Raw genomic sequence first — 18,854 nt, forward strand, 5'->3', positions numbered from 1 at the left:
CTCTTGCGCCGACCACAAAGGCCGTGCCGGCTCGGGTCGTTCAGGCGGGAAACCAGGATGAGCAACGTACTCTTCATCATGTGCGATCAGCTGAGGTGGGACCACCTCAGTTGCTACGGACATCCATATTTGCAAACGCCCAATATCGATGCTCTGGCCGAACGGGGCGTGCGGTTCGAAAGAGCCTTCGTCAATAGCGGCGTCTGTGGGCCGAGTCGGATGAGCTATTACACCGGGCGCTACCCCTGCAGTCATCGCGCGACCTGGAACCGCATGCCATTGCCCGTCGATGAAGTCACGCTGGGTGAATACCTGCGCGATGGGGGACGTACGCTCGCACTTGCCGGCAAGACGCACGTTTGGCCCGACGCCGCCGGCCTTGATCGACTGCACATCGATGGCGAAAGCGAGCTCGGCGTCCTGCTGTCAAGAGGTGGATTCGTGGAGGCTGACCGTTACGACGGCCATCATGAACCTCACGGCGAAAGCGGCTACCCCGCGTTTCTCAAGGCTCACGGGTATGCCGGAGACCGGCCCTGGCATGATTACGTCATCTCGGCCCTCGATGCCGACGGCGGGGTCGTCAGCGGGTGGAGCATGCGCAACGTTCACCTGCCTGCACGCATTAGCGAAGCCCACTCCGAAACCGCTTACATGACGACGGTGGCAATGAATTTCATGGAGCGCATGGGCAACGCCCCGTGGGTTCTCCACCTCAGTTATGTCAAGCCGCACTGGCCGTATGTGGCGCCTTCTCCGTACCACGCGATGTATAAGCCGGACCAGTGTTTGCCTGTTGTGCGCAACGAGAGCGAGCGACGAAACGCCCACCCCGTGGTTGCTGCCTACCGCCAGCACGAGGAGAGTGTCAGCTTTTCCTCCGACGAGTGCATTCGCACCGTTAGGCCCGCGTACCAGGGACTGATCAAGCAGGTCGACGATCATCTTGGACGGCTGTTCGAGTTCATGGAATCGAAAGACCTCATGGCCAACACCCTGATCATATTCACGTCGGACCATGGCGACTTCCTGGGCGACCATTGGCTCGGAGAAAAGGAGCTGTTCTACGATACCGTGCAGCGTGTGCCGTTGATCGTGGTCGATCCCGGCGAACAGGCCATTGCGACGCGGAACACGGTCGATAAACGGTTCGTGGAAAGCGTCGATATCGCTCCCACCATCCTGGACTTTCTTGGCTCGCCAGTTCCACGGCATCGAATCGAAGGCGTCAGCCTTCTTCCTCAGATCCGGAACGAGGCGATCAAGGAAAAGACGGCCGTCTATTCGGAGCTCGACTACAGCTTTCGGCTGGCCCGTGCGCTTCGCGGGAAGTCGGCGCAGAATGCACGCGCCTACAGCGTGCGAACCGACCGCTGGCGTTACGTCTATTGGCTGGACGAGCCGGAGCAACTCTTCGATCTGCAGTCCGACCCCAATGAGTTCGCCGACCTGGGTCGCGAAGCGACCCATCAAGCCGTTCGCGAGCAACTGCGGGCCGAGCTTTTGGATTGGCTGGGGCGCCGAAAGCGGCGCACGACGCTTACTGATGAATTCGTCGACAGCAGGGCCAATCGCCACAAGGAAGCCGGCGTGTTTTTCGGAGTGTGGTGATGCAAACGGAAGTCCACAGTGTGCGTCTGAGCCGCCACAGTGGCGAGGTGGCGGTGCGGCAATGGTTGATAACGCAGTAAAGACACCGGGACTTGATTCGGCGGAAATGGGCGCTCTCGCTCATCTTTATCGCGCCGAGATTTACCGCAGCACCGTCTGGCGAACCCGATTGGACAATACGACCAATTGGGCAGTCGTGACGACCGGAATTGCTCTCTCCGCAAGCTTCAGCAATTCCGACGCATCTCCGTTGCCTTTGGTGATCGTTGGATTGCTGGTTATCGTTTTTCTTATGTTGGAAGGCCGTCGGTACCGATATTTCCATATGTATCGTGCAAGGGCGCGCCTCATGGAAACGGGCCTTTATGGACAAATTCTCGAAGGCCGTGGAGCACGCCGTGATACCTGGAGTGACGTCCTCGGCCGCAACTATCGCCATGTGACGTTCCAGATCAGCGTCCCGCGCGCGATAGGGAGACGTTTGCGGCACAACTACGGTTGGATCCTCGTCATCCAGGCGGTAGCCTACTACGCCAAGCTTATCATCCATCCGGTGCCGATCGCGTCGCTCGACCAGCTTTGGGACCGTGCCGCGATCGGACCAATTCCAGGAGCGATAACGATCTTAGCCGGCGCCATCTTTCACGTTGCCTGGATTCTGTTCGCCTTCCTCACGCTCCAACGCGACGAACGCGACTGGAGGAAACGAAGCCAAGATAAGGGGGGTTGAATCGCGCGAAAAAGTCGGCGTTTGGCGGACTATCGATGCGCCGCCTCGCGAGCTAGGCTGCCCGCCGGTAAGAAAACAGAGCTTCCGAAATAGTGGGTTTCGCGATGTAGCGCTCCAGTGACTCGAACCCCCGACAACTCGCAGTCGCCTTGCCTGCCCTAAGACCAACCTCGCTTATCGAACCCGTCATTCCGACAAAGGTAAAAGCTCGTGTGGCTTCAATGCAGGTTTGTTGCCCCTTTTGTCGGAACGACCATTGATTTTCCTAGCAAATCATACGCCTCTTGATAGCGGGTCCCAGGTTCGAGCCCTGGTGCGCCCACCATTGCAATATCAGGCACTTACAGACGACAGTTGAAGTCTCATTCCGACAACCTGAGTCAGCGGATTCGATGCATGCGACCGGAAGGCAATGTTCGCGGGATCGTGCGGCGGCGGCTGGTTGCTAATCGAAGGCACGAGAACAATAGGAACGGAGGTTCGAGTCGCCCCCGCTACTACGGGCCTTGATCTTCTACGCCAAAAATGAGCGTATGAGGATCGTATCTTGCTTTGCTGAAACGCGGTAGTAGCCTTTGACGGAAGTCTTCGTCTCGGCCGTCACATAGGCGCCACCAGCTGTCAGGTTGGAACGCATTGCCGAAGTTCTTCGCGCACCGCCTCCCATTTGCAATATCCATGATACCTTTCAGATGGCGACCGCTGCCATGACCCGCTGAAACTGCGCGAAACGACCGGTCGGCCTCGCAGATAATGCAGAACCGGCGCCCCAAGTTGCCTTCACTTGCATAATTGGGCCGCGTAGCGTCCATGGCGAAGTAGCAGGGGTGACGCCGGATGAAATCGGCGATCCCGCGAAGCTCAAGATCGAGACGAGGGTCAACGGAACGGTGATGCAGTCGTCCGATATGTCGATGCTGATCTTTCCGATCCCGGGGCTGATCGAATACTGCTCGACGATCTTCGACCTCGTGCCGGGCGACGTTATCGCGACCGGAATGCCCGCGGGCGTCGGCTTCACGCGCAAGCCGCCGGTCTTCCTCAAGCCAGACGACGTGGTCGAGGTGGAGATCGAGGCCTTCAAGCCGTGCCACTACCCGTGCGCGACCATCACATGGCGCACGGCCGTGTAGTCTTCCAGTGCGTAGAGCGACATGTCCTTGCCATAACCCGACTGCTTCACCCCGCCATGCGGCATCTCGTTGGTCAGCATGAAATGTGTGTTGATCCAGGTGCAGCCGTATTGCAGCCGGGCCGCCGTCGCCATCGCGCGTCCCACGTCCTTCGTCCATACCGACGAGGCGAGCCCATAGTCGCTGTCATTGGCCCAGGCGACCGCCTCATCGACATCCGTGAACCGGGTGACCGACACCACCGGTCCGAAAACTTCACGCCGCACGATCTCGTCGTTTTGCAGCGCGCCGGCGACGACGGTCGGCTGGTAGTAAAAGCCGCGGTCCCCGCCGACCTTGCCGCCGGTCGTGATGTCGATATGTTTGAGTTCCGACGCACGCTCGACAAAGCTTGCGACACGATAGAGCTGACGCTGCGAGATCAAGGGGCCAATCTCGTTCTCAGTGTCGTCCGGGCGATCGTACTTGATCGTCGAAACGGCCGACGAGAGATCCGCAACCAGTCTGTCGTAAATCCCCTTGCCGGCATAGATGCGGCATGCTGCCGTGCAGTCCTGGCCGGCATTGTAGTAACCGAAGGCGCGCAATCCGCTCACCACCGCCGCGAGATCGGCATCGTCGAAAACGATGACGGGCGCTTTGCCGCCAAGCTCCAGATGGGTGCGCTTCACCGACTTTGCCGCCGCCTGCAACACCTTCTTGCCGGTTGCGACGTCGCCCGTGATCGAGATCATGTTGACCTTGGGGTGGTTGATCAGCGCGTTGCCGACCGTCTCGCCGCGCCCGAGCACGACGTTGACCACTCCTTCGGGCAGGATGTCTGCCAGCACCTTGGCCAGTTTGAGCGCTGTCAGCGGCGTCTGCTCGGATGGTTTGAACACCACCGTGTTGCCTCCGGCGATGGCTGGCGCGAGCTTCCAGGCCATCATCATCAGCGGATAGTTCCACGGCGCGATCGATGCGACGATGCCGATCGGGTCGCGGCGGATCATCGAGGTGAAGCCGGCGAGATATTCCCCGGCGATTGCCCCGGGGATGGCACGGACCGCGCCGGCGAAGAACCGGTAGCAGTCGACGATCGCGGGCAGTTCGTCGTTGAGCACGGCGTTGATCGGCTTGCCGCAGTTGAGCGCCTCGAGCCTGGCAAACTCGCTGGCCTCCGCCTCGATACGGTCGGCGATGCGCAAGAGATAGGCCGAGCGCTGTGCAGGTGTCGTGCGCGACCAGGTCGCAAACGCTTTCTCGGCGGAATCGACTGCGGCCTCGATCTGCTGCAGCGAGGCCTCTGGCATCTGCAGCACCGTCTCTCCAGTGCGCGGATTGAAGATCGGCTCTTCGGCTTCGGTTCCCTTTTCGAGCTTCGAGCCGATCAGCATCGACATATCCATGGCCCAGTCTCCTTCCTGCATTTTCTATTTGCCCGCGCCCGAGACTTGATCGCCCTCGCGCGTCAGGTAGTAGGCGGCGATAATTGGGAATAGCGTCACGAGCACCACAACCATCGCCACCACGTTCGTGACCGGCCGCTGACGCGGCCGCACCAGTTCTTCCAGCATCCAGATCGGCAGGGTCTGTTGCTGCCCGGCCGTGAAGGTGGTGACGATCACCTCGTCAAACGACAGTGCAAAGGCCAGCATCCCGCCCGCGAGCAGCGCGGTGCCGATATTCGGCAGAACGACATGGCGAAAAGTCTGAAAGCCGTCGGCGCCGAGATCGTACGATGCCTCGATCAGCGAGCCGGAGATGCGGCGGAAGCGCGCGACCGCGTTGTTGTAGACGACGACCACGCAGAACGTGGCGTGGCCGAGCACGATGGTCCACGTCGAGAACGGAATATCCATCAGCGAGAAGGCCGACCGCAACGAGATGCCGGTGATGATGCCGGGCAACGCGATGGGCAGGATGATGAGGAGCGATATGACCTCGCGGCCGAAGAAGCGCGAACCGCTCACCGCGGCGGCGCACAATGTTCCGAGCACGAGCGCGATCAGGGTTGCGATCGCCGCGACTTTCACGGACACCGTCAGCGCCTCCCAGACGTCGGGCCGATGCCAGGTTACCGCGAGCCACTGCGTCGTAAAGCTGGGCGGCGGCCATTGGTAGGTTTTGTCTTCGGTGGTGAACGCGTACACAAAGATCAGGAGAATCGGCACGTGCAGGAACAGCAGGCCACAGGCGGCCGCCACCTTCAGCCCGAACGGCGCGGGTGCTTCGCGATCAGATCGCATCGAACGCCCCCATGCGCTTGGCCATCCACAGATAGAGGCCCATGACCACGATCGGCACGACGGTGAATGCGGCAGCGAGCGGTATGTTTCCGGCTGTTCCCTGATGGGCGTAGACGGCCTGCCCGATGAACAGGTGCGAGGTGCCGATGATTTTCGGAATGATGTAGTCGCCAAGCGTCAGCGAGAACGTGAAGATCGATCCTGCGGCGACGCCCGGCAACGCCAGCGGGAAGATCACGTTCCAGAAACTCCGCGCTGGCGAGGCTCCCAGATCGGCCGACGCCTCGATCAGGCTCACGGGAATGCGCTCGAGTGACGCCTGGATCGGAAGGATCATGAACGGCAGCCAGACATAGACGAAAACGATGAATGTACCCGTGGACGATACCGATAACGAGTTACCGCCGACGATCGGCAGCGCCAGCCAGGCCTCGAGCAGGCCCGTCAGGTGCAGCTTTGCAAGAGCCCAGTTGAGAATGCCCTCTTTTGATAGGATGAGCTTCCAGGCATAGACCTTGACCAGATAGCTCGACCATAGCGGCAACATGATTCCGAGATAGAACAATGCCTTCCACTTGCCGCGGGCATACCGGGCCGCATAGTAGGCGATTGGAAACGCGACGACGGCGGATGCGATCGTCACCACCGTGGCCATCACGACGGTACGAACCATGATGTCCAGGTTGGTGGGCTGCAGCAGTTCGCCGTAGGTTTTCAGCGTGAACTCACGCTTGATCATCCCCGAATATTCATCGATCGAGAAGAAGCTCTGCAGCAGCAGCGCAAACAGCGAACCGAGGTAGACGATGCCGAGCCACAGAACCGGTGGCAGCAGCATGAGGAACAGCAAGAGCTTCGGCTTGCGCCAGAACAGATCGGAGAGGACGCCCAATACGCCGTTGCGTGCGGTGAGGACCGCCGGCGCGCTCCGATCGGTCAGCGCAACCGTATCGCTCATGCGTCGGCCTCCATCACATGCAGCGCGTTGGCGCCAAACGAAAGGACAACGTCCGCTCCCTGCTCCGGCACGGTCGCGCCGACCGGTACCGTCGCATGCAGCCGCAATCCTTCGGCGTCCAGTCCGAGGCGCGTCGCCGCGCCGATATAGCTGACCGACACCACGCGCGCCGGGATGCCCGTGCTGCCGGTCTCGGTGCTCACGCGGATCGCCTCCGGCCGCAGGCTTCCCCAGCCGTCACGCTGACAATGGCGTTTGACGAAATCGGGCGGCACAACATTGGAGGAGCCGACGAAATCGGCCACGAACCGGGAAGCCGGGCGAGCGTAGATGTCCTGCGGCGTGCCCACCTGCATGATGCGGCCATCGTTGAAGACGGCGACGCGATCCGCCATCGACAGCGCTTCGCCCTGGTCATGCGTCACGAAGATGAAAGTGATCCCGAGCGTTTTCTGCAGCGCCTTCAGCTCTTCCTGCATGTTCTCGCGCAGTTTCAGGTCGAGCGCGCCAAGCGGTTCGTCCAGCAGCAGAACCTTGGGCCGGTTGACGAGCGCACGCGCGAGCGCAACACGCTGGCGTTGCCCTCCGGAAAGCTGCCTGGGCTTGCGCGTGCCGTATCCCGGCAGGCGGACGAGCGCCAGCGCGTCCTCCGCAGTCCGTATCCGCTCTGTCCTGGAGACACCTTTCACCTTCAGTCCGTAGGCCACATTGTCCAGTACATTCATATGCGGGAACAGTGCGTAGTCCTGGAACACGGTGTTGACGTTGCGCCGATAAGGCGGAACGCCCTCGGCGCGTTCGCCGAAGATCGAAATGGCGCCCGCGGTTGGCTGTTCGAAACCGGCGATAAGGCGAAGGCAGGTGGTCTTGCCCGATCCGGATGGTCCGAGCATGGCGAAGAACTCGCCGGGCTGCACCGCCAGGTCGACCCGGTCGACCGCTTTAACGCTGCCGAAATGGCGCGATATGTTCTCGAATGAAACGGCGGCGATCATGCTTTGCCCGCGTTGCTTGTATTAATCCGGCGCTCGGCGTCCGGCGCCCGTCGTTGGCCAGCACGCGCTTCAGATCTCGTGGCCAGCCGCGGCGACCGTTAAAGGTTCGTCGCGCCTGGCCACCTTAGCCGCGGAATAGCCCCGCGGCGTCGGGCTTCAACGCCCTCCGATGACGCCGATATAGTCAGAGACCCAGCGGTAGTAGGGGACGCACTTGTCGCCCTGCGTCGCGCATTTCGTTGTCGGCGTCGTCCAGAAGCGAACCTTCGAGAAGTTGTCGAAGCCATTTGTCGAGCAACCCTCCTTGGTCTGCATTCCGCGTCCGTCCGTGCACGCCGCCGGGACCGCCGGATTGGCTCCGAACCAGGCCGAGAGGTCGCTCTGCAGATTGGATGCAAGCGAATGCTCCATCCACATATATGAGCAGTTCGGATTCTTTGAGTCGACGTGCATCATGGTCGTATCGGCCCACCCGGTGACACCCTCGTCCGGGACCACCGATGCGATCGGTTGATTCTGGCTCTTGAGCAGGTTGACCTGGAAGGGCCACGAACCCGATGCGACAACGCCTTCGTTCTTGAAGTCGTCGATCTGGATAAAGGCATCGTGCCAGTAACGGCCGACCAGCTTGCGCTGTGCGCGCAGGAGCTCGAGCGACGCCTTGTACTGCGCTTCGGTCAACTCATAAGGGCTCTTGATGCCAAGATCGGGCTTGTGCGTCATGAGATAGAGCGCCGCGTCTGCAATGTGGATGGGGCCGTCATAGGCCTGTACGCGCCCCTTGTTCGGCTTGCCATCCGGCAGCGACATCTCCTCGAACACCACCTTCCAGCTCTTCGGCGGATCCTTGAAGACCTTGGTGTTGTACATCAGAACGTTCGGCCCCCACATGTAGGGGACGCCGTAGTGCACGCCGTCGACCGTATGCCAGGGTGCATTCTTGAGGCGATCGTCGATCGTTCCCCAGCTCTTGATCAGGCTGATATTGACCGGCTGCACCCGCTTGCCGGCAACCAGCCGCAATGAGGCGTCGCCGGATGCGGTCACGAGGTCGAAGCCGCCTTCATTCATCAACGCCACCATCTCGTCGGAGGTGTTGGCGGTCTTTACATTGACCTTGCAACCGGAAGCCTGTTCGAACTTTGTGACCCAATCGAACTTCTTGTCGGTCTCGCCGCGCTCGATATAGCCTGGCCAGGCGACGATGGTGAGTTGCCCTTCGGCCTTCCCGATTTCCTTGATTTGCGCCGCGGATGGATTCGCAAACGCCAGCGCCAACGTAATCCCACTCAGCAATGCGAGTATCGGCTTCATCAACACCTCCCAAGTACAGGCGGCTGCATTTTCGAGGCAGCACGGTCCTCGCACAGAGCGTGTCGGCAAATGCTACCTTTCGCAAATCCATTTATCAGAGGGCGGGTTTCGCTTTTTCCGATAGCGCGCCGTCAGGGGCGCTGCCGTGCGCCGCGCTGGCCCTGCGCTATGCCTATGAAGTCGCGAGCGTTTTGCGTGAGACCTGACCCGCGCCGCCACGTCATGCCGATTTGAACGACCGGCAGCGAGCCGGAGACGTCGCGCGACTCGATGCGATCGCCTTCCAGAGACCAGGGCCGATAGACAAGATCGGGCAGCAGGGCGAGTCCGGCGCCCGTGGCGACCAAGCTGCGCACGGCCTCGACGGATCGCGTGCGGAAAGCAACCTTGGGGCGGGTTCCGAATGCGGCGAGCAGCTTGCCCGTATTCTCCTCCACCTCATCGATTGTCAGCATGATAAGGGGTTCGGAGAGAATGTCTGCAAGCGCGATGCTGTCGGCGCTTGCAAGTGAATGTCCGAGCGGCAGCCACAAACGATAGGGCGAGACTTCGACGATCTCGGCGTCGATTGCGAGGCGGTCGCGCAGGTTGGACACCACCATGACGGCAACATCCAGCTCGCCGCCGATCAAGAGGTGCTCGAGGTAGTCGCCGTTGTCTTCGATGGCGTGGACCTCAACCGATGGAAACGCACGGCGATAGCGCGCCAGAAGATCCGAGAGCACGTAGCCGGCGACGAGCGAGGTAACGCCGAGTTGCAGGCGGCCACCACGGTTCGAAGCTTGCTCGGAGAAGCTCCTGCGTGCATCGGAGATATCCGTCAGGATGCGCGTCGCGTGACGCAGGAACTGATGGCCCTTGTGGGTAATAGACAGGCCGCGCGGATGACGCTCAAACAGCTCGACGTTCAGATCGGCCTCCAGCTCCTTGATCGCCTCGGTGACGGACGATTGCGAGATCGACAGCGCTTGCGCGGCACGGGAAACCGTGCCGGCCTCGGCCACCGCGACAAAGAACTGGAGCTGTCTGATCGTAAAGGCCATGACAGGACTAAGCACCAATTTCGCCGCGGATGAAAGCTCCAGCCGCGAGCTAAATCCGCTACCCAGGCTGATGAAATGCCGCACCGCTCTCGATAGACCGGCAGTGCCGGAACGGAGTTCGGAGCCCACCTTGCTCCCGCGGTCTCCGGCGCCAGTTGGGGCGTCGCCAAGCGGTAAGGCAGCGGATTTTGATTCCGCCATTCTGAGGTTCGCTCAAGAAAGACATTGATCGCGAAAACCAAGATCTTGCGGTGCGCTCCGGTCGGTCATTCGGAAAGCAGGCCATTGGATGAAACGTCGCTTGGTCGGCGACCCCAGATCCCGGTCTCGGCCGCGCGCATCTGAAGATTCCAATCCCTCAGCGTTTCGTTCTCGTTCAGGAAGGCCGCAACGAAATCGCATCGAATTGGCTGAAACGACCGTGAACAAAACGGGACGGAAACAGCTGCCACATCAAGAAAGATCAACAACTTAGAAGATACTCACTGCGTTCGGGACGCAGGTGGTATCCTCTTCAGATAGCCACCACGAGCGAATGTCGGTATCGGTCCTTGCGAGTCCACATTTGAACCCGCGAGTTTGAGAACGGACTGGAAAACTTGGCGCTTCCCGATCGAAACTGCACAGGCAGTGGAGGCTCTCTGCTTCCGTCGATTGCGGCCGGCTGTACGATGGTGGCGCCGAACATGCGCCACTTTCGAGTTTCCACGAATTCGGTCGCTTTCGCCCGAGACTAAGGTACGTGACCTTTCAACGTACGTCTCCACGAAATGTAAGAGCTGAGCCGCTGCGAGGCTCAAGAAGTGCCTTATGCGAAGGATCGGACGAGATATCGTAGGTTTGGTTGGTGTGGGGAAAGGCGGTAGCGCTCCCCCCACTACCATGCGTACGATTTTGCACGCCCGAACTGCGATTTTCTGCGATTTCTTACGCGGGACGGTAGCACCCCAGAGCGCTCGCTACCGTTGCAGACCGTGTTATCAATGGCATTCCCGAATGAACGATGATCGAATAGGTGTAAGATTACAATCTCCGGCTGCGCTTCATGCATCCCAGATCGCGATGATACGATCGGTGATGGTGGTGGTGATCACCGAGCCGAACCTGCAACATGATCACATGCATTGTCCAAGTTGGAGCAGGCACCGACGAACCGCAAAATTGCGCCCATCATTGCCGAATTGTCGTCAGTTGCCGGAGATGCCAGCCTCCTTGATGACGCTTCGCCATTTGATCACCTCTGACGAAATCAGAGCCTTGAACTCAGCCTGGCTTGTGTAGATCGGATCTGCTCCGATATCGATCATCCGTTTCTGCACCGCCGGGTCCGACATGATCTTGACAACTTCACTGTGAAGCCGATCAACGATCGGCTTTGGCGTTCCTTTCGGAACGAGCAGGCCGAACCACGCAAAGGATTCTAGATCCGAAATTCCTGCCTCCGCCATGGTGGGAACGTTCGGAAGTGCCTTGCTGCGTTGCTTGCTGGTGACTGCCAGCGGCTTTATCTGACCCGCCTGCAATTGACTCGCAATGTTTGGTATGAGCTGAAAGCTGGCCGGCACGTCGCCCGACACAAGATCGACGGTTAGTTGGCCGGCCCCACGGTAAGGGACATGAAGCAAACGCGTTCCTGTCCGGCGCTCGAACAGCACGCCGGCAAGATGTTGCGAGCTTCCATTGCCGATCGACGAATATGAGATCTGCTCTCGGCTTACTTTCGCAAAATCGATAAACTCCTGCACATTCGATGCCGGAATCTTGGTCGGATTGACGACGAGAACATTAGGCATGGTCGAGATCAGCGAGATCGGCTCAAAAGCGGTCTCTGGATCGTAGGGCAGATCCGTTGTCAGCGTCTTGTTGACGGCGAGCGGGCCTGAAGAGCTCAGCAGCAGGGTGTAACCGTCCGGAGCGGCCCGCGCCACGTTGTTCGTGCCGATACTGCCGCCGGCGCCACCCCTGTTTTCGACTACAATCGTGCCGCGAAGAGCCTCTCCCAGTTTGTCGGCGAGGATACGGGTGATGGCGTCACTTGCGCCTCCGGCCGGAAAAGGCACCACCAATGTTATCGGACGGGAAGGGTAGTTGTCTGCGGTTGCCGACGCGCCATGCATGACGAGAGCGGACAATGTGCAGAGTGCAATGGCGGTGGAGCGGAATAGCATTGGTGTCCTCAAAGGGGTGGGGGCCGGCGGACCGTGGCTACCCGGACAATCCTGTCCATGGGGCTCGTGCGACCTGTACCCGAACGTTTCCTCGTGGCGCACTTGGGCGCCCTTGAGGTCCAATTCTGGACAAGCAATCGACGCACCTCGATTCCGTCGAGTCTCGCGACTTACCAAAGCGTCTCAAAAAAGGGCGAATGCGATGGCGGATGGGGCTCGAACGAAGACACCCGCTACTGCCGCCGGTGCGCCTCGCAGGCTCAGGCAAAATCGAAAGCATGCTTGTGGCGAGATGTGAGCTGAGGCAGCGCGTCGGGAGAATGCGCGCCCAGTTGCCCCATTGCGGTTTCCAGTTCTTCCTTTAGCAGCCCGGCTACATAGTCTGCGCCGTGCTCGCCGAGCGCACCGAGACCGAGAAGAAAAGCGCGGCCTGCAAATGTCCCGCGGGCGCCAAGCGCGAGGGCGCGGGCGACGTCGAGGCCCGAGCGGATGCCGCTATCGAACAGGACGGTGGCCCTGGCTCCCACTTTGGCAACGATGGCAGGCAGGACATCGATCGCAGCAGGCGCAGCATCAAGCTGCCGGCCTCCATGGTTAGAAACCAGGATACCGTCCACTCCCGCTGCAACGGCCATCTCGCCGTCGTCGGGATGCATGACACCTTTCACGACCAGCGCCCCCGGCCAGGCATCCCGCATCCGTTTCAGCACATCCCATGAAAACGTGCCCTTGATCTGGCCCTGCACAAAGCCGGCCGTATTCGCCAGCGTCGCCGGCTTTTCGACGTAGCGCTCCATGTTGGAAAAGGCCGGCATGCCTGCTGTGGCGAGCGCAAGCAGCCACTGCGGCGATAGAGCTACGTCCAGGATGGTTTTGGGCGTAGGACGAAATGGCACCACCAGACCATTGCGCAGATCGCGTGGCCGCTTGGAGCGGACCGGCGCATCCAGTGTGGCGGCCAGCACCCGCACGCCAGCCGCACTGGCCCGCTTGATCAGATCGAGGGTGACGGCATGGTCGTTGGCGGGCAATCCGTAGAGTTGAAACCAGGCATAGGGACCTGCAAGCTCGGCGACTTCTTCGATCGCAGCGGTGGCGAGCGTGCCGGCAATATAGGGAATGCGCGCCTTGCCGGCAGCGCGTGCGAGAATCCGCGTGGCGCCAGGCCAGACGATGCCGTCGACCCCGACGGGAGCGATGCCGATCGGCGCGGCGCAATGTACGCCGAACAAATCGACGTCCGTGTGTATGGGACCGGGATTGCCGTAGCGGGGGACCAATTCCACCGCGTCCAGCGCCAGTCGATTGCGCCTCGTGTTCAGATCGCTTCCGGTCCCGCCCTCGAGAAAGTCGAAGGCAAAGCGCGGGATGCGGCGGCGCGCGCGGCGCTCGACGTCGTCCAACGTGGGCAAGCGCTGCCGCAGGCGGGCCTCGGGAGTCGTTCCGCTGCCTGCACCCCAGGCATGCGCGCGTGGTGAAGAGCGGCGAAGATCGCCCGTCATGAGAAAGCGTCCTTATTGCGTAGCCCTCATAGGATGCATCCGGTCATCACCGCAAATAATTAGCGATGATACCCGCGATAATTTCGGATGATTGCCGGCGCGACACTGCTATCGCGACCTTGAACGCCGCGCAGCACCGCGCCTCGTGGCGCCGCTGGAAGGCGGCTGCACGTGACTGCTTGCAGATGTCGCTGCCTCGATCAGGTCGCGCCGAATGATATCGAGCACGGCTCTGGCCGCGGCGGACACCATGCGCCGCGGATGGTGGACCCAGGCGATCGATCGGGTGATACGCGGTTCGGCAAACCGCTGCGCTCTTACCCTGCCGTCGGCCAGCGACTGTTGAAGCGCAATCGTGGGCAGCACGGTCACGAGATTGGTGGTGGCGATCACATCGCAAACCGCAGGTAGCGTGTCGAGCTCCAGTCTGGGCTTCAATTCAATGCAGGCAGCGGCCGCGTGCTCCTCCAGGATCATGCGCAGGCCGTGCCGTTTCGATGGCATGACCAGGTCGAACTCGGCGACATGCTCGAAGCGCAGGTTTGTCGGCGGCTTGATCGGCGCATCCTTTCGACACGCGAATACCATCTCTTCGTCCATCACATGGTGCGCGGCGAGCGAAACGCGCCGGCGCGGCACGTTGATCAGCGCGAAGTCGAGTTGCCCGGAATTGACCCAGTCCGTCAGCGTTTCCGTGTACCCCTCGCAGGCCGAGAGCGTGATCTCCGGATAGAGACGCGCGACTGTTGCCGACGAAGTCGCCATCGTGCTTTGCGCCACCGACGTGATCAGCCCGACTGAAACCCGCCCGGAGATCCGGCCGTTGAGCCGCGCCATTTCCTGCTTGGCATATTCGACGTCGCGCATGATCGGAGAGACGAGTCGGCAGAACGCTTCGCCGGCGGTCGTCAGCGTCATGCCGTTGTTGCTTCGTTCGAACAGCTTTTGGCCAAGCTCGGCCTCGAGCTTGGCGATCTGCATGCTGAGTGCCGGCTGTACGATGTTGAGCTGGCGGGCTGCGCGGGTCACGTTCCTCTCTTCCGCGAGGCATAGGAAGTACTGCATCTGCCTGAATTCCATCGCCGTTTTCCTTCCTATCCCGACGAGCCTGTGGGCTGCTATCATTTCCGATGATCGAGTTTATCATCAATCATTATTTGTTCTGATCATAGATTCCCTCTAATGTCCCTTCATACGGCGCCAGGCGCTCACACGCGCTCAAGCGTCTGTTGCGTCGTGGCACAGGGAGCGCAGCGCGAACCGTTATGCAGGACCGGACGTCCTCACGGCTGATCATCGGCATCTCCGGAGCCTCGGGCGTCGTCTACGGGATTCGCTTGCTGCAGTTGCTTCGCAACGCCGGCATTGAGACGCACCTTGTGATGTCGAAGACGGCCGAGCAGACCTTTGCCTACGAGACCGACCTGAAGATCTCGGAGGTGAGGGCGCTCGCCAATTTCAACCATGCGATCGACGACATGGCCGCCTCGATCTCCAGTGGTTCCTTTCGCACGGCGGGCATGATCGTCGCTCCCTGTTCGATGCGGTCAATGTCGGAGATTGCGTCAGGCGTGACCACGACGCTCCTGACTCGGGCCGCCGACGTCGTCCTCAAGGAGAGGCGTCGGCTGGTGCTCATGGTGCGCGAGACACCGCTGCATACCGGCCACCTGCGCAACATGACTGCGCTGTCAGAGATGGGAGCGGTCATCGCGCCTCCAGTGCCGGCGTTTTACGCCAAGCCCGACAGTCTTGACGACATGGTCGAGCACACGGTCGGGCGGGTGCTCGACCTGTTCGATGTTGACATCGGCGTGGTGCGCCGCTGGGGCGAGGACGAGGCGCTGAAACGTCGATCACTGCGAAAAAATGCTCCCTGAACGCCTGCAGAAGATCCCGGAAAAGGAGCGCATCATGAGGACCGAAAACTTGGCCAGACCCGCTGCTGCGGATGCGTCGAAGGATTTGCGCTCCTGGCTCGCCCATCTTGCCGAACGGGGCAGGCTCGCTGTCGCCCGCGAGGGCGTGGAACTCGCCGACGAGCTTGCTGCCATCTCAAAGCGGCTGGAGCGCGACCGCGCAGTGCTGTTTCCAAGGCCCGGTGGACACGACATCCCGGTGGTCGCGAATCTCTTCGCGGCGCGCGACTGGGTCGCCGAATCCATCGGGGTCGGCGTAGAACAGTTGCTGGCGCGCTTCCTCGCTGCGGCGCGCGAGCCGCTGCCAACCCGCGAAGTGAGCAGCGGGCCGGTCCAGGAAATCGTGCACAACCAGGTGGACCTTCTCAGGCAGCTACCAATCCCGAAGCACAACGAGCGCGACAGCGGGCCCTATATCACGGCAGGGCTGCTGATCGCCCGCAATCCGCGCAACGGCATTCAGAACGTATCGATCCATCGCTGCCAGATCAGCGGTCCGAACCGGATCGGCGTTCTGCTCTTGCCCAGGCACACGCTCTCCTATTTCCGCATGGCCGAGGAGGCAGGCGAGGCGCTTGAGATCGCAATCGTCATTGGGGTTCATCCGGCCCTGCTGCTGGCGTCGCAGGCGATTGCCGCGCTTGATGAGGACGAGATGGGAATTGCCGGCGCGCTGCTCGGTCAGCCCGTCGATGTGGTCAAGTGCAAGACCAATTCCGTCCGTGTCCCTGCCCAGGCGGAGATCGTGATCGAAGGGCGAATTCTGCCCCGCGTTCGTGAGCCGGAAGGGCCGTTCGGTGAATTTCCGCAGTACTACGGGCCGCGGGCAAACCGCGAGGTGATCGAGGTCGACGCGGTCACCCACCGCGCGCGGCCGATCTACCACACCATTGTCGGCGGCGGCTATGAGCACCTCATCCTCGGCGCCGTGCCGCGCGAGGCGACGCTGCTGCAGCATTTGCGGCGCAGCTTTCCGAATGTGCTCGATGTGCGTCTGCCGCGCGGCGGCACCTGCCGCTACCATCTTGCCGTCAAGATCGACAAGACGTCTGATGGCGAGCCGAAGAACATCATCATGAGCGCCTTCGGGGCCCACTATGACATCAAGCAGGTTGTCGTCGTCGACAAGGACGTCGACATCGGCAATTCCGAGGAAATCGAATGGGCAATAGCGACGCGTTTCCAGGCCGATCGCGATCTATTGGTCGTTTCCGGCGCGCTCGGCTCCAAGCTTGATCCGACCACCAGGGACGGCATCAGCGCCAAGATGGGGCTCGATGCGACCGTGCCGGTCGACGCGCCGGAGCTCGATTTCAAGCGCATCCATGTCAAGGGTGAGGAGCAGGTCGATCTGGCTCGCGCCCTGCAGAAGAATCCGGATTCAGCGCTTTCGCGTGTTCTTGTCCGAGATGGCCCTTAGGGAATTTAGGCGGGCCTGTTCGACCAACCATGCATCCAGAGGCGAAGAGGGCTGTTGATGTTGATGACTTCGAGCCAGCGCAGCGGCGGAGAGATTCTCGTCGATACGCTGAAGATCAACGGCGTGGATACGGTATTCTGCCTGCCGGGTGAAAGCTTCCTGGCCGTGATCGATGCGCTCGCCGGCGCGGGCGAGATGATCCGGACCATCGTGACCCGGCATGAGGCGGGCGCGGCGCACATGGCCGAGGCGTATGGAAAGCTGACCGGGCATCCCGGAATCTGCTTTGTCACGCGGGGGCCGGGCGCAAGCCATGCCGCAATCGGCGTTCACACCGCCTCGCAGGATTCGACGCCGATGATCCTGTTCATCGGCCAGGTCGCCCGCTGCATGCTGGGGCGTGAAGCATGGCAGGAGGTCGACTTCCGCCGGATGTTCGGCGGCATGGCCAAATGGGTCGTCGAGATCGATCGTGCCGAGCGCATCCCCGAATTGGTCAGCCGCGCCTTCCATGTTGCGGTGTCCGGGCGGCCGGGGCCGGTGGTGGTCTCGCTGCCAGAGGACATGCTGAGCGAGCGAGCCATGGCCGCGAATGCCGCCCGTTATGTGCGGGCTGCAGCCCATCCCGGGCCCGCTCAACTGTCACGTTTGGTCGAGGTGATCGACGCCGCCGAGCGGCCGATGGTGATCGTCGGTGGCGGCGGCTGGAACGCCCGTGCCTCCGCGGACCTCAAGCGCTTCGTGGAAACCTTCAGCCTGCCGGTCGCCGCCGGCTTCCGACGGCAGGACATTCTCGACAACCGGCATTCGCATTATGTCGGCCACGCCGGCCTTGGCCCAAGCCCAAAGCTGATCGAACGCATTCGCGGTGCGGACCTGATCATCGCCCTGGGCGGACGCCTCGGTGAGACCACGACGTCGGGCTACACCTTGTTTGAAATTCCTCGACCGGCCCAGCGCTTTGTGCATGTGCATACCGATCCGAACGAGCTCGGACGCATCTATCAGGCCGATCTTTCGATCAACGCCGGCATGCCCGAGATGGCTGCGGCGCTGGCCGGATTGCGGCCGTCGGAACGATACAAACCTAAGACGGAAGCACGGCGCAGAGCGTGGCTCGCGGCCGGGCGCGACGAATTCGTCGCCGACCAGATTCCAGGGTCCATGCCGGGCCCGGTCGATCTCGGCGCGGTGATGCTTCACTTGCGCGAAGCCCTTCAGGAAGATGCCATCATCTCGAACGGGGCAGGCAATTACGCTATCTGGGTCCACAAGTTCCACCGCTATGGCGGTTTCCGAACGCAGCTTGCGCCTACGTCAGGAGCAATGGGCTATGGCCTGCCCGCGGCGATCGCGGCCAAACTGGTTCACCCTGAGCGCCTCGCGGTCTGCTTTGCCGGCGATGGCTGTTTCCTGATGAGCTGCAACGAGCTTGCGACCGCATCGCAATATGGACTCGGCGTGATCGTGATTGTCGTCAACAACGGCATGTACGGGTCGATCCGCATGCACCAGGAGAAGGAATATCCGGGGCGCGTTCATGCGACGGCGCTCGAGAATCCGGATTTTGTCGCGTTGGCCCGTTCCTTCGGCGGCTATGGCGAGCAGGTCCTGGAAACCGAATGCTTTGCTGCGGCTTTTGCCAGGGCAAGGGCATTTGCAGACGAGCGACGCAAGCCGGCTCTCCTAGAACTGAAGATCGATGCGGAAGCCATCACACCTTCCGCCACGCTCACGCAATTGCGTCAGCGTGCGTGGGCATCGGGGCATACGATACGATCCTCGCAGTGAGGCGCCGTCTTGCGCTGAACGAAGCAACTAGTGAAGGGAGGA

Annotated in this window: 15 protein-coding genes and 1 pseudogene; 6 read left to right on the plus strand and 10 right to left on the minus strand. The window is 61.3% G+C overall.

Annotation, left to right across the window (positions count from 1 at the left end):
- Positions 1 to 57 precede the first annotated feature (57 nt).
- Positions 58 to 1,611, plus strand: a complete 1,554-nt coding sequence (locus V1277_RS27110) for a sulfatase-like hydrolase/transferase (RefSeq protein WP_334418934.1) — start codon at positions 58 to 60, stop codon at positions 1,609 to 1,611.
- Between the two features lie 61 nt (positions 1,612 to 1,672).
- Positions 1,673 to 2,341 carry a DUF2270 domain-containing protein gene (locus tag V1277_RS27115; protein ID WP_334418935.1) on the plus strand — a complete coding sequence of 223 codons (669 nt, stop codon included), beginning with the start codon at positions 1,673 to 1,675 and terminating at the stop codon, positions 2,339 to 2,341.
- A 520-nt stretch (positions 2,342 to 2,861) separates the two neighbouring features.
- Here the strand turns inward: V1277_RS27115 and V1277_RS27120 are convergent.
- Positions 2,862 to 3,174, minus strand: a pseudogene (locus V1277_RS27120) (hypothetical protein); the annotation flags it as partial.
- On the opposite strand from V1277_RS27120, the gene V1277_RS27125 reads away from it, so the two are divergent.
- Positions 3,169 to 3,474, plus strand: coding sequence for a fumarylacetoacetate hydrolase family protein (locus V1277_RS27125; RefSeq protein WP_334418936.1), 306 nt, complete (start codon positions 3,169 to 3,171; stop codon positions 3,472 to 3,474). The pseudogene V1277_RS27120 and the gene V1277_RS27125 sit on opposite strands and share 6 nt — an antisense overlap.
- Here the strand turns inward: V1277_RS27125 and V1277_RS27130 are convergent.
- The 9 genes from V1277_RS27130 to V1277_RS27170 all read right to left on the minus strand — a co-directional run bounded on the left by V1277_RS27130 (position 3,435) and on the right by V1277_RS27170 (position 14,762).
- Positions 3,435 to 4,862, minus strand: coding sequence for a gamma-aminobutyraldehyde dehydrogenase (locus V1277_RS27130; protein WP_334418937.1), 1,428 nt, complete (start codon positions 4,860 to 4,862; stop codon positions 3,435 to 3,437). The two genes, V1277_RS27125 and V1277_RS27130, sit on opposite strands and share 40 nt — an antisense overlap.
- Positions 4,863 to 4,886: 24 nt before the next feature.
- Entirely contained in the window at positions 4,887 to 5,702 is an 816-nt protein-coding gene (locus V1277_RS27135; protein WP_334418938.1) for an ABC transporter permease, read from the minus strand.
- On the minus strand, positions 5,692 to 6,660 hold the full coding sequence (locus V1277_RS27140; protein WP_334418939.1) for an ABC transporter permease: 969 nt from the start codon (positions 6,658 to 6,660) through the stop codon (positions 5,692 to 5,694). The genes V1277_RS27135 and V1277_RS27140 overlap by 11 nt, the downstream gene beginning before the upstream one ends.
- Positions 6,657 to 7,655, minus strand: a complete 999-nt coding sequence (locus tag V1277_RS27145) for an ABC transporter ATP-binding protein (RefSeq protein WP_334418940.1) — start codon at positions 7,653 to 7,655, stop codon at positions 6,657 to 6,659. The genes V1277_RS27140 and V1277_RS27145 overlap by 4 nt, the downstream gene beginning before the upstream one ends.
- A 156-nt stretch (positions 7,656 to 7,811) precedes the next feature.
- Positions 7,812 to 8,969 carry an ABC transporter substrate-binding protein gene (locus V1277_RS27150; protein ID WP_334418941.1) on the minus strand — a complete coding sequence of 386 codons (1,158 nt, stop codon included), beginning with the start codon at positions 8,967 to 8,969 and terminating at the stop codon, positions 7,812 to 7,814.
- 131 nt (positions 8,970 to 9,100) lie between these two features.
- A complete protein-coding gene (locus V1277_RS27155; protein ID WP_334420463.1) occupies positions 9,101 to 10,012 on the minus strand; it encodes a LysR family transcriptional regulator in 912 nt (303 codons plus the stop codon).
- Positions 10,013 to 11,199: 1,187 nt separating this feature from the next.
- Positions 11,200 to 12,180 (minus strand): Bug family tripartite tricarboxylate transporter substrate binding protein, encoded by a 981-nt coding sequence (locus V1277_RS27160; protein ID WP_334418942.1) that lies wholly within the window; start codon positions 12,178 to 12,180, stop codon positions 11,200 to 11,202.
- 260 nt (positions 12,181 to 12,440) lie between these two features.
- Positions 12,441 to 13,682: an alpha-hydroxy acid oxidase gene (locus V1277_RS27165; protein WP_334418943.1), complete on the minus strand. Its 1,242-nt coding sequence runs from the start codon at positions 13,680 to 13,682 to the stop codon at positions 12,441 to 12,443.
- A 108-nt stretch (positions 13,683 to 13,790) separates the two neighbouring features.
- Positions 13,791 to 14,762 (minus strand): LysR family transcriptional regulator, encoded by a 972-nt coding sequence (locus V1277_RS27170; RefSeq protein ID WP_334418944.1) that lies wholly within the window; start codon positions 14,760 to 14,762, stop codon positions 13,791 to 13,793.
- Positions 14,763 to 14,947: 185 nt separating this feature from the next.
- On the opposite strand from V1277_RS27170, the gene V1277_RS27175 reads away from it, so the two are divergent.
- Genes V1277_RS27175 through V1277_RS27185 form a run of 3 tightly spaced genes read left to right on the plus strand, consistent with a single transcriptional unit; the run spans position 14,948 to position 18,812 of the window.
- Complete coding sequence (locus V1277_RS27175; RefSeq protein ID WP_334418945.1) at positions 14,948 to 15,562, plus strand: UbiX family flavin prenyltransferase; 615 nt, start codon at positions 14,948 to 14,950, stop codon at positions 15,560 to 15,562.
- Between the two features lie 34 nt (positions 15,563 to 15,596).
- Positions 15,597 to 17,021, plus strand: a complete 1,425-nt coding sequence (locus V1277_RS27180; protein ID WP_334418946.1) for a UbiD family decarboxylase — start codon at positions 15,597 to 15,599, stop codon at positions 17,019 to 17,021.
- A 57-nt stretch (positions 17,022 to 17,078) separates the two neighbouring features.
- Positions 17,079 to 18,812: a thiamine pyrophosphate-binding protein gene (locus V1277_RS27185; RefSeq protein WP_442894521.1), complete on the plus strand. Its 1,734-nt coding sequence runs from the start codon at positions 17,079 to 17,081 to the stop codon at positions 18,810 to 18,812.
- Positions 18,813 to 18,854: the final 42 nt, after the last annotated feature.

The organism is Bradyrhizobium sp. AZCC 1588 (genome assembly GCF_036924735.1).
Classification (GTDB): Bacteria; Pseudomonadota; Alphaproteobacteria; order Rhizobiales; family Xanthobacteraceae; genus Bradyrhizobium.

Bases quoted from the DNA above. Each gene is read 5' to 3' on its own strand.
- V1277_RS27110 (WP_334418934.1), top strand. From the start codon at position 58: ATGAGCAACGTACTCTTCATCATGTGCGATCAGCTGAGGTGGGACCAC.
- V1277_RS27115 (WP_334418935.1), top strand. From the start codon at position 1,673: ATGGTTGATAACGCAGTAAAGACACCGGGACTTGATTCGGCGGAAATG.
- V1277_RS27130 (WP_334418937.1), bottom strand. From the start codon at position 4,862: ATGGATATGTCGATGCTGATCGGCTCGAAGCTCGAAAAGGGAACCGAA.
- V1277_RS27135 (WP_334418938.1), bottom strand. From the start codon at position 5,702: ATGCGATCTGATCGCGAAGCACCCGCGCCGTTCGGGCTGAAGGTGGCG.
- V1277_RS27140 (WP_334418939.1), bottom strand. From the start codon at position 6,660: ATGAGCGATACGGTTGCGCTGACCGATCGGAGCGCGCCGGCGGTCCTC.
- V1277_RS27145 (WP_334418940.1), bottom strand. From the start codon at position 7,655: ATGATCGCCGCCGTTTCATTCGAGAACATATCGCGCCATTTCGGCAGC.
- V1277_RS27150 (WP_334418941.1), bottom strand. From the start codon at position 8,969: ATGAAGCCGATACTCGCATTGCTGAGTGGGATTACGTTGGCGCTGGCG.
- V1277_RS27155 (WP_334420463.1), bottom strand. From the start codon at position 10,012: ATGGCCTTTACGATCAGACAGCTCCAGTTCTTTGTCGCGGTGGCCGAG.
- V1277_RS27160 (WP_334418942.1), bottom strand. From the start codon at position 12,180: ATGCTATTCCGCTCCACCGCCATTGCACTCTGCACATTGTCCGCTCTC.
- V1277_RS27165 (WP_334418943.1), bottom strand. From the start codon at position 13,682: ATGACGGGCGATCTTCGCCGCTCTTCACCACGCGCGCATGCCTGGGGT.
- V1277_RS27170 (WP_334418944.1), bottom strand. From the start codon at position 14,762: ATGGAATTCAGGCAGATGCAGTACTTCCTATGCCTCGCGGAAGAGAGG.
- V1277_RS27175 (WP_334418945.1), top strand. From the start codon at position 14,948: ATGCAGGACCGGACGTCCTCACGGCTGATCATCGGCATCTCCGGAGCC.
- V1277_RS27180 (WP_334418946.1), top strand. From the start codon at position 15,597: ATGAGGACCGAAAACTTGGCCAGACCCGCTGCTGCGGATGCGTCGAAG.
- V1277_RS27185 (WP_442894521.1), top strand. From the start codon at position 17,079: ATGTTGATGACTTCGAGCCAGCGCAGCGGCGGAGAGATTCTCGTCGAT.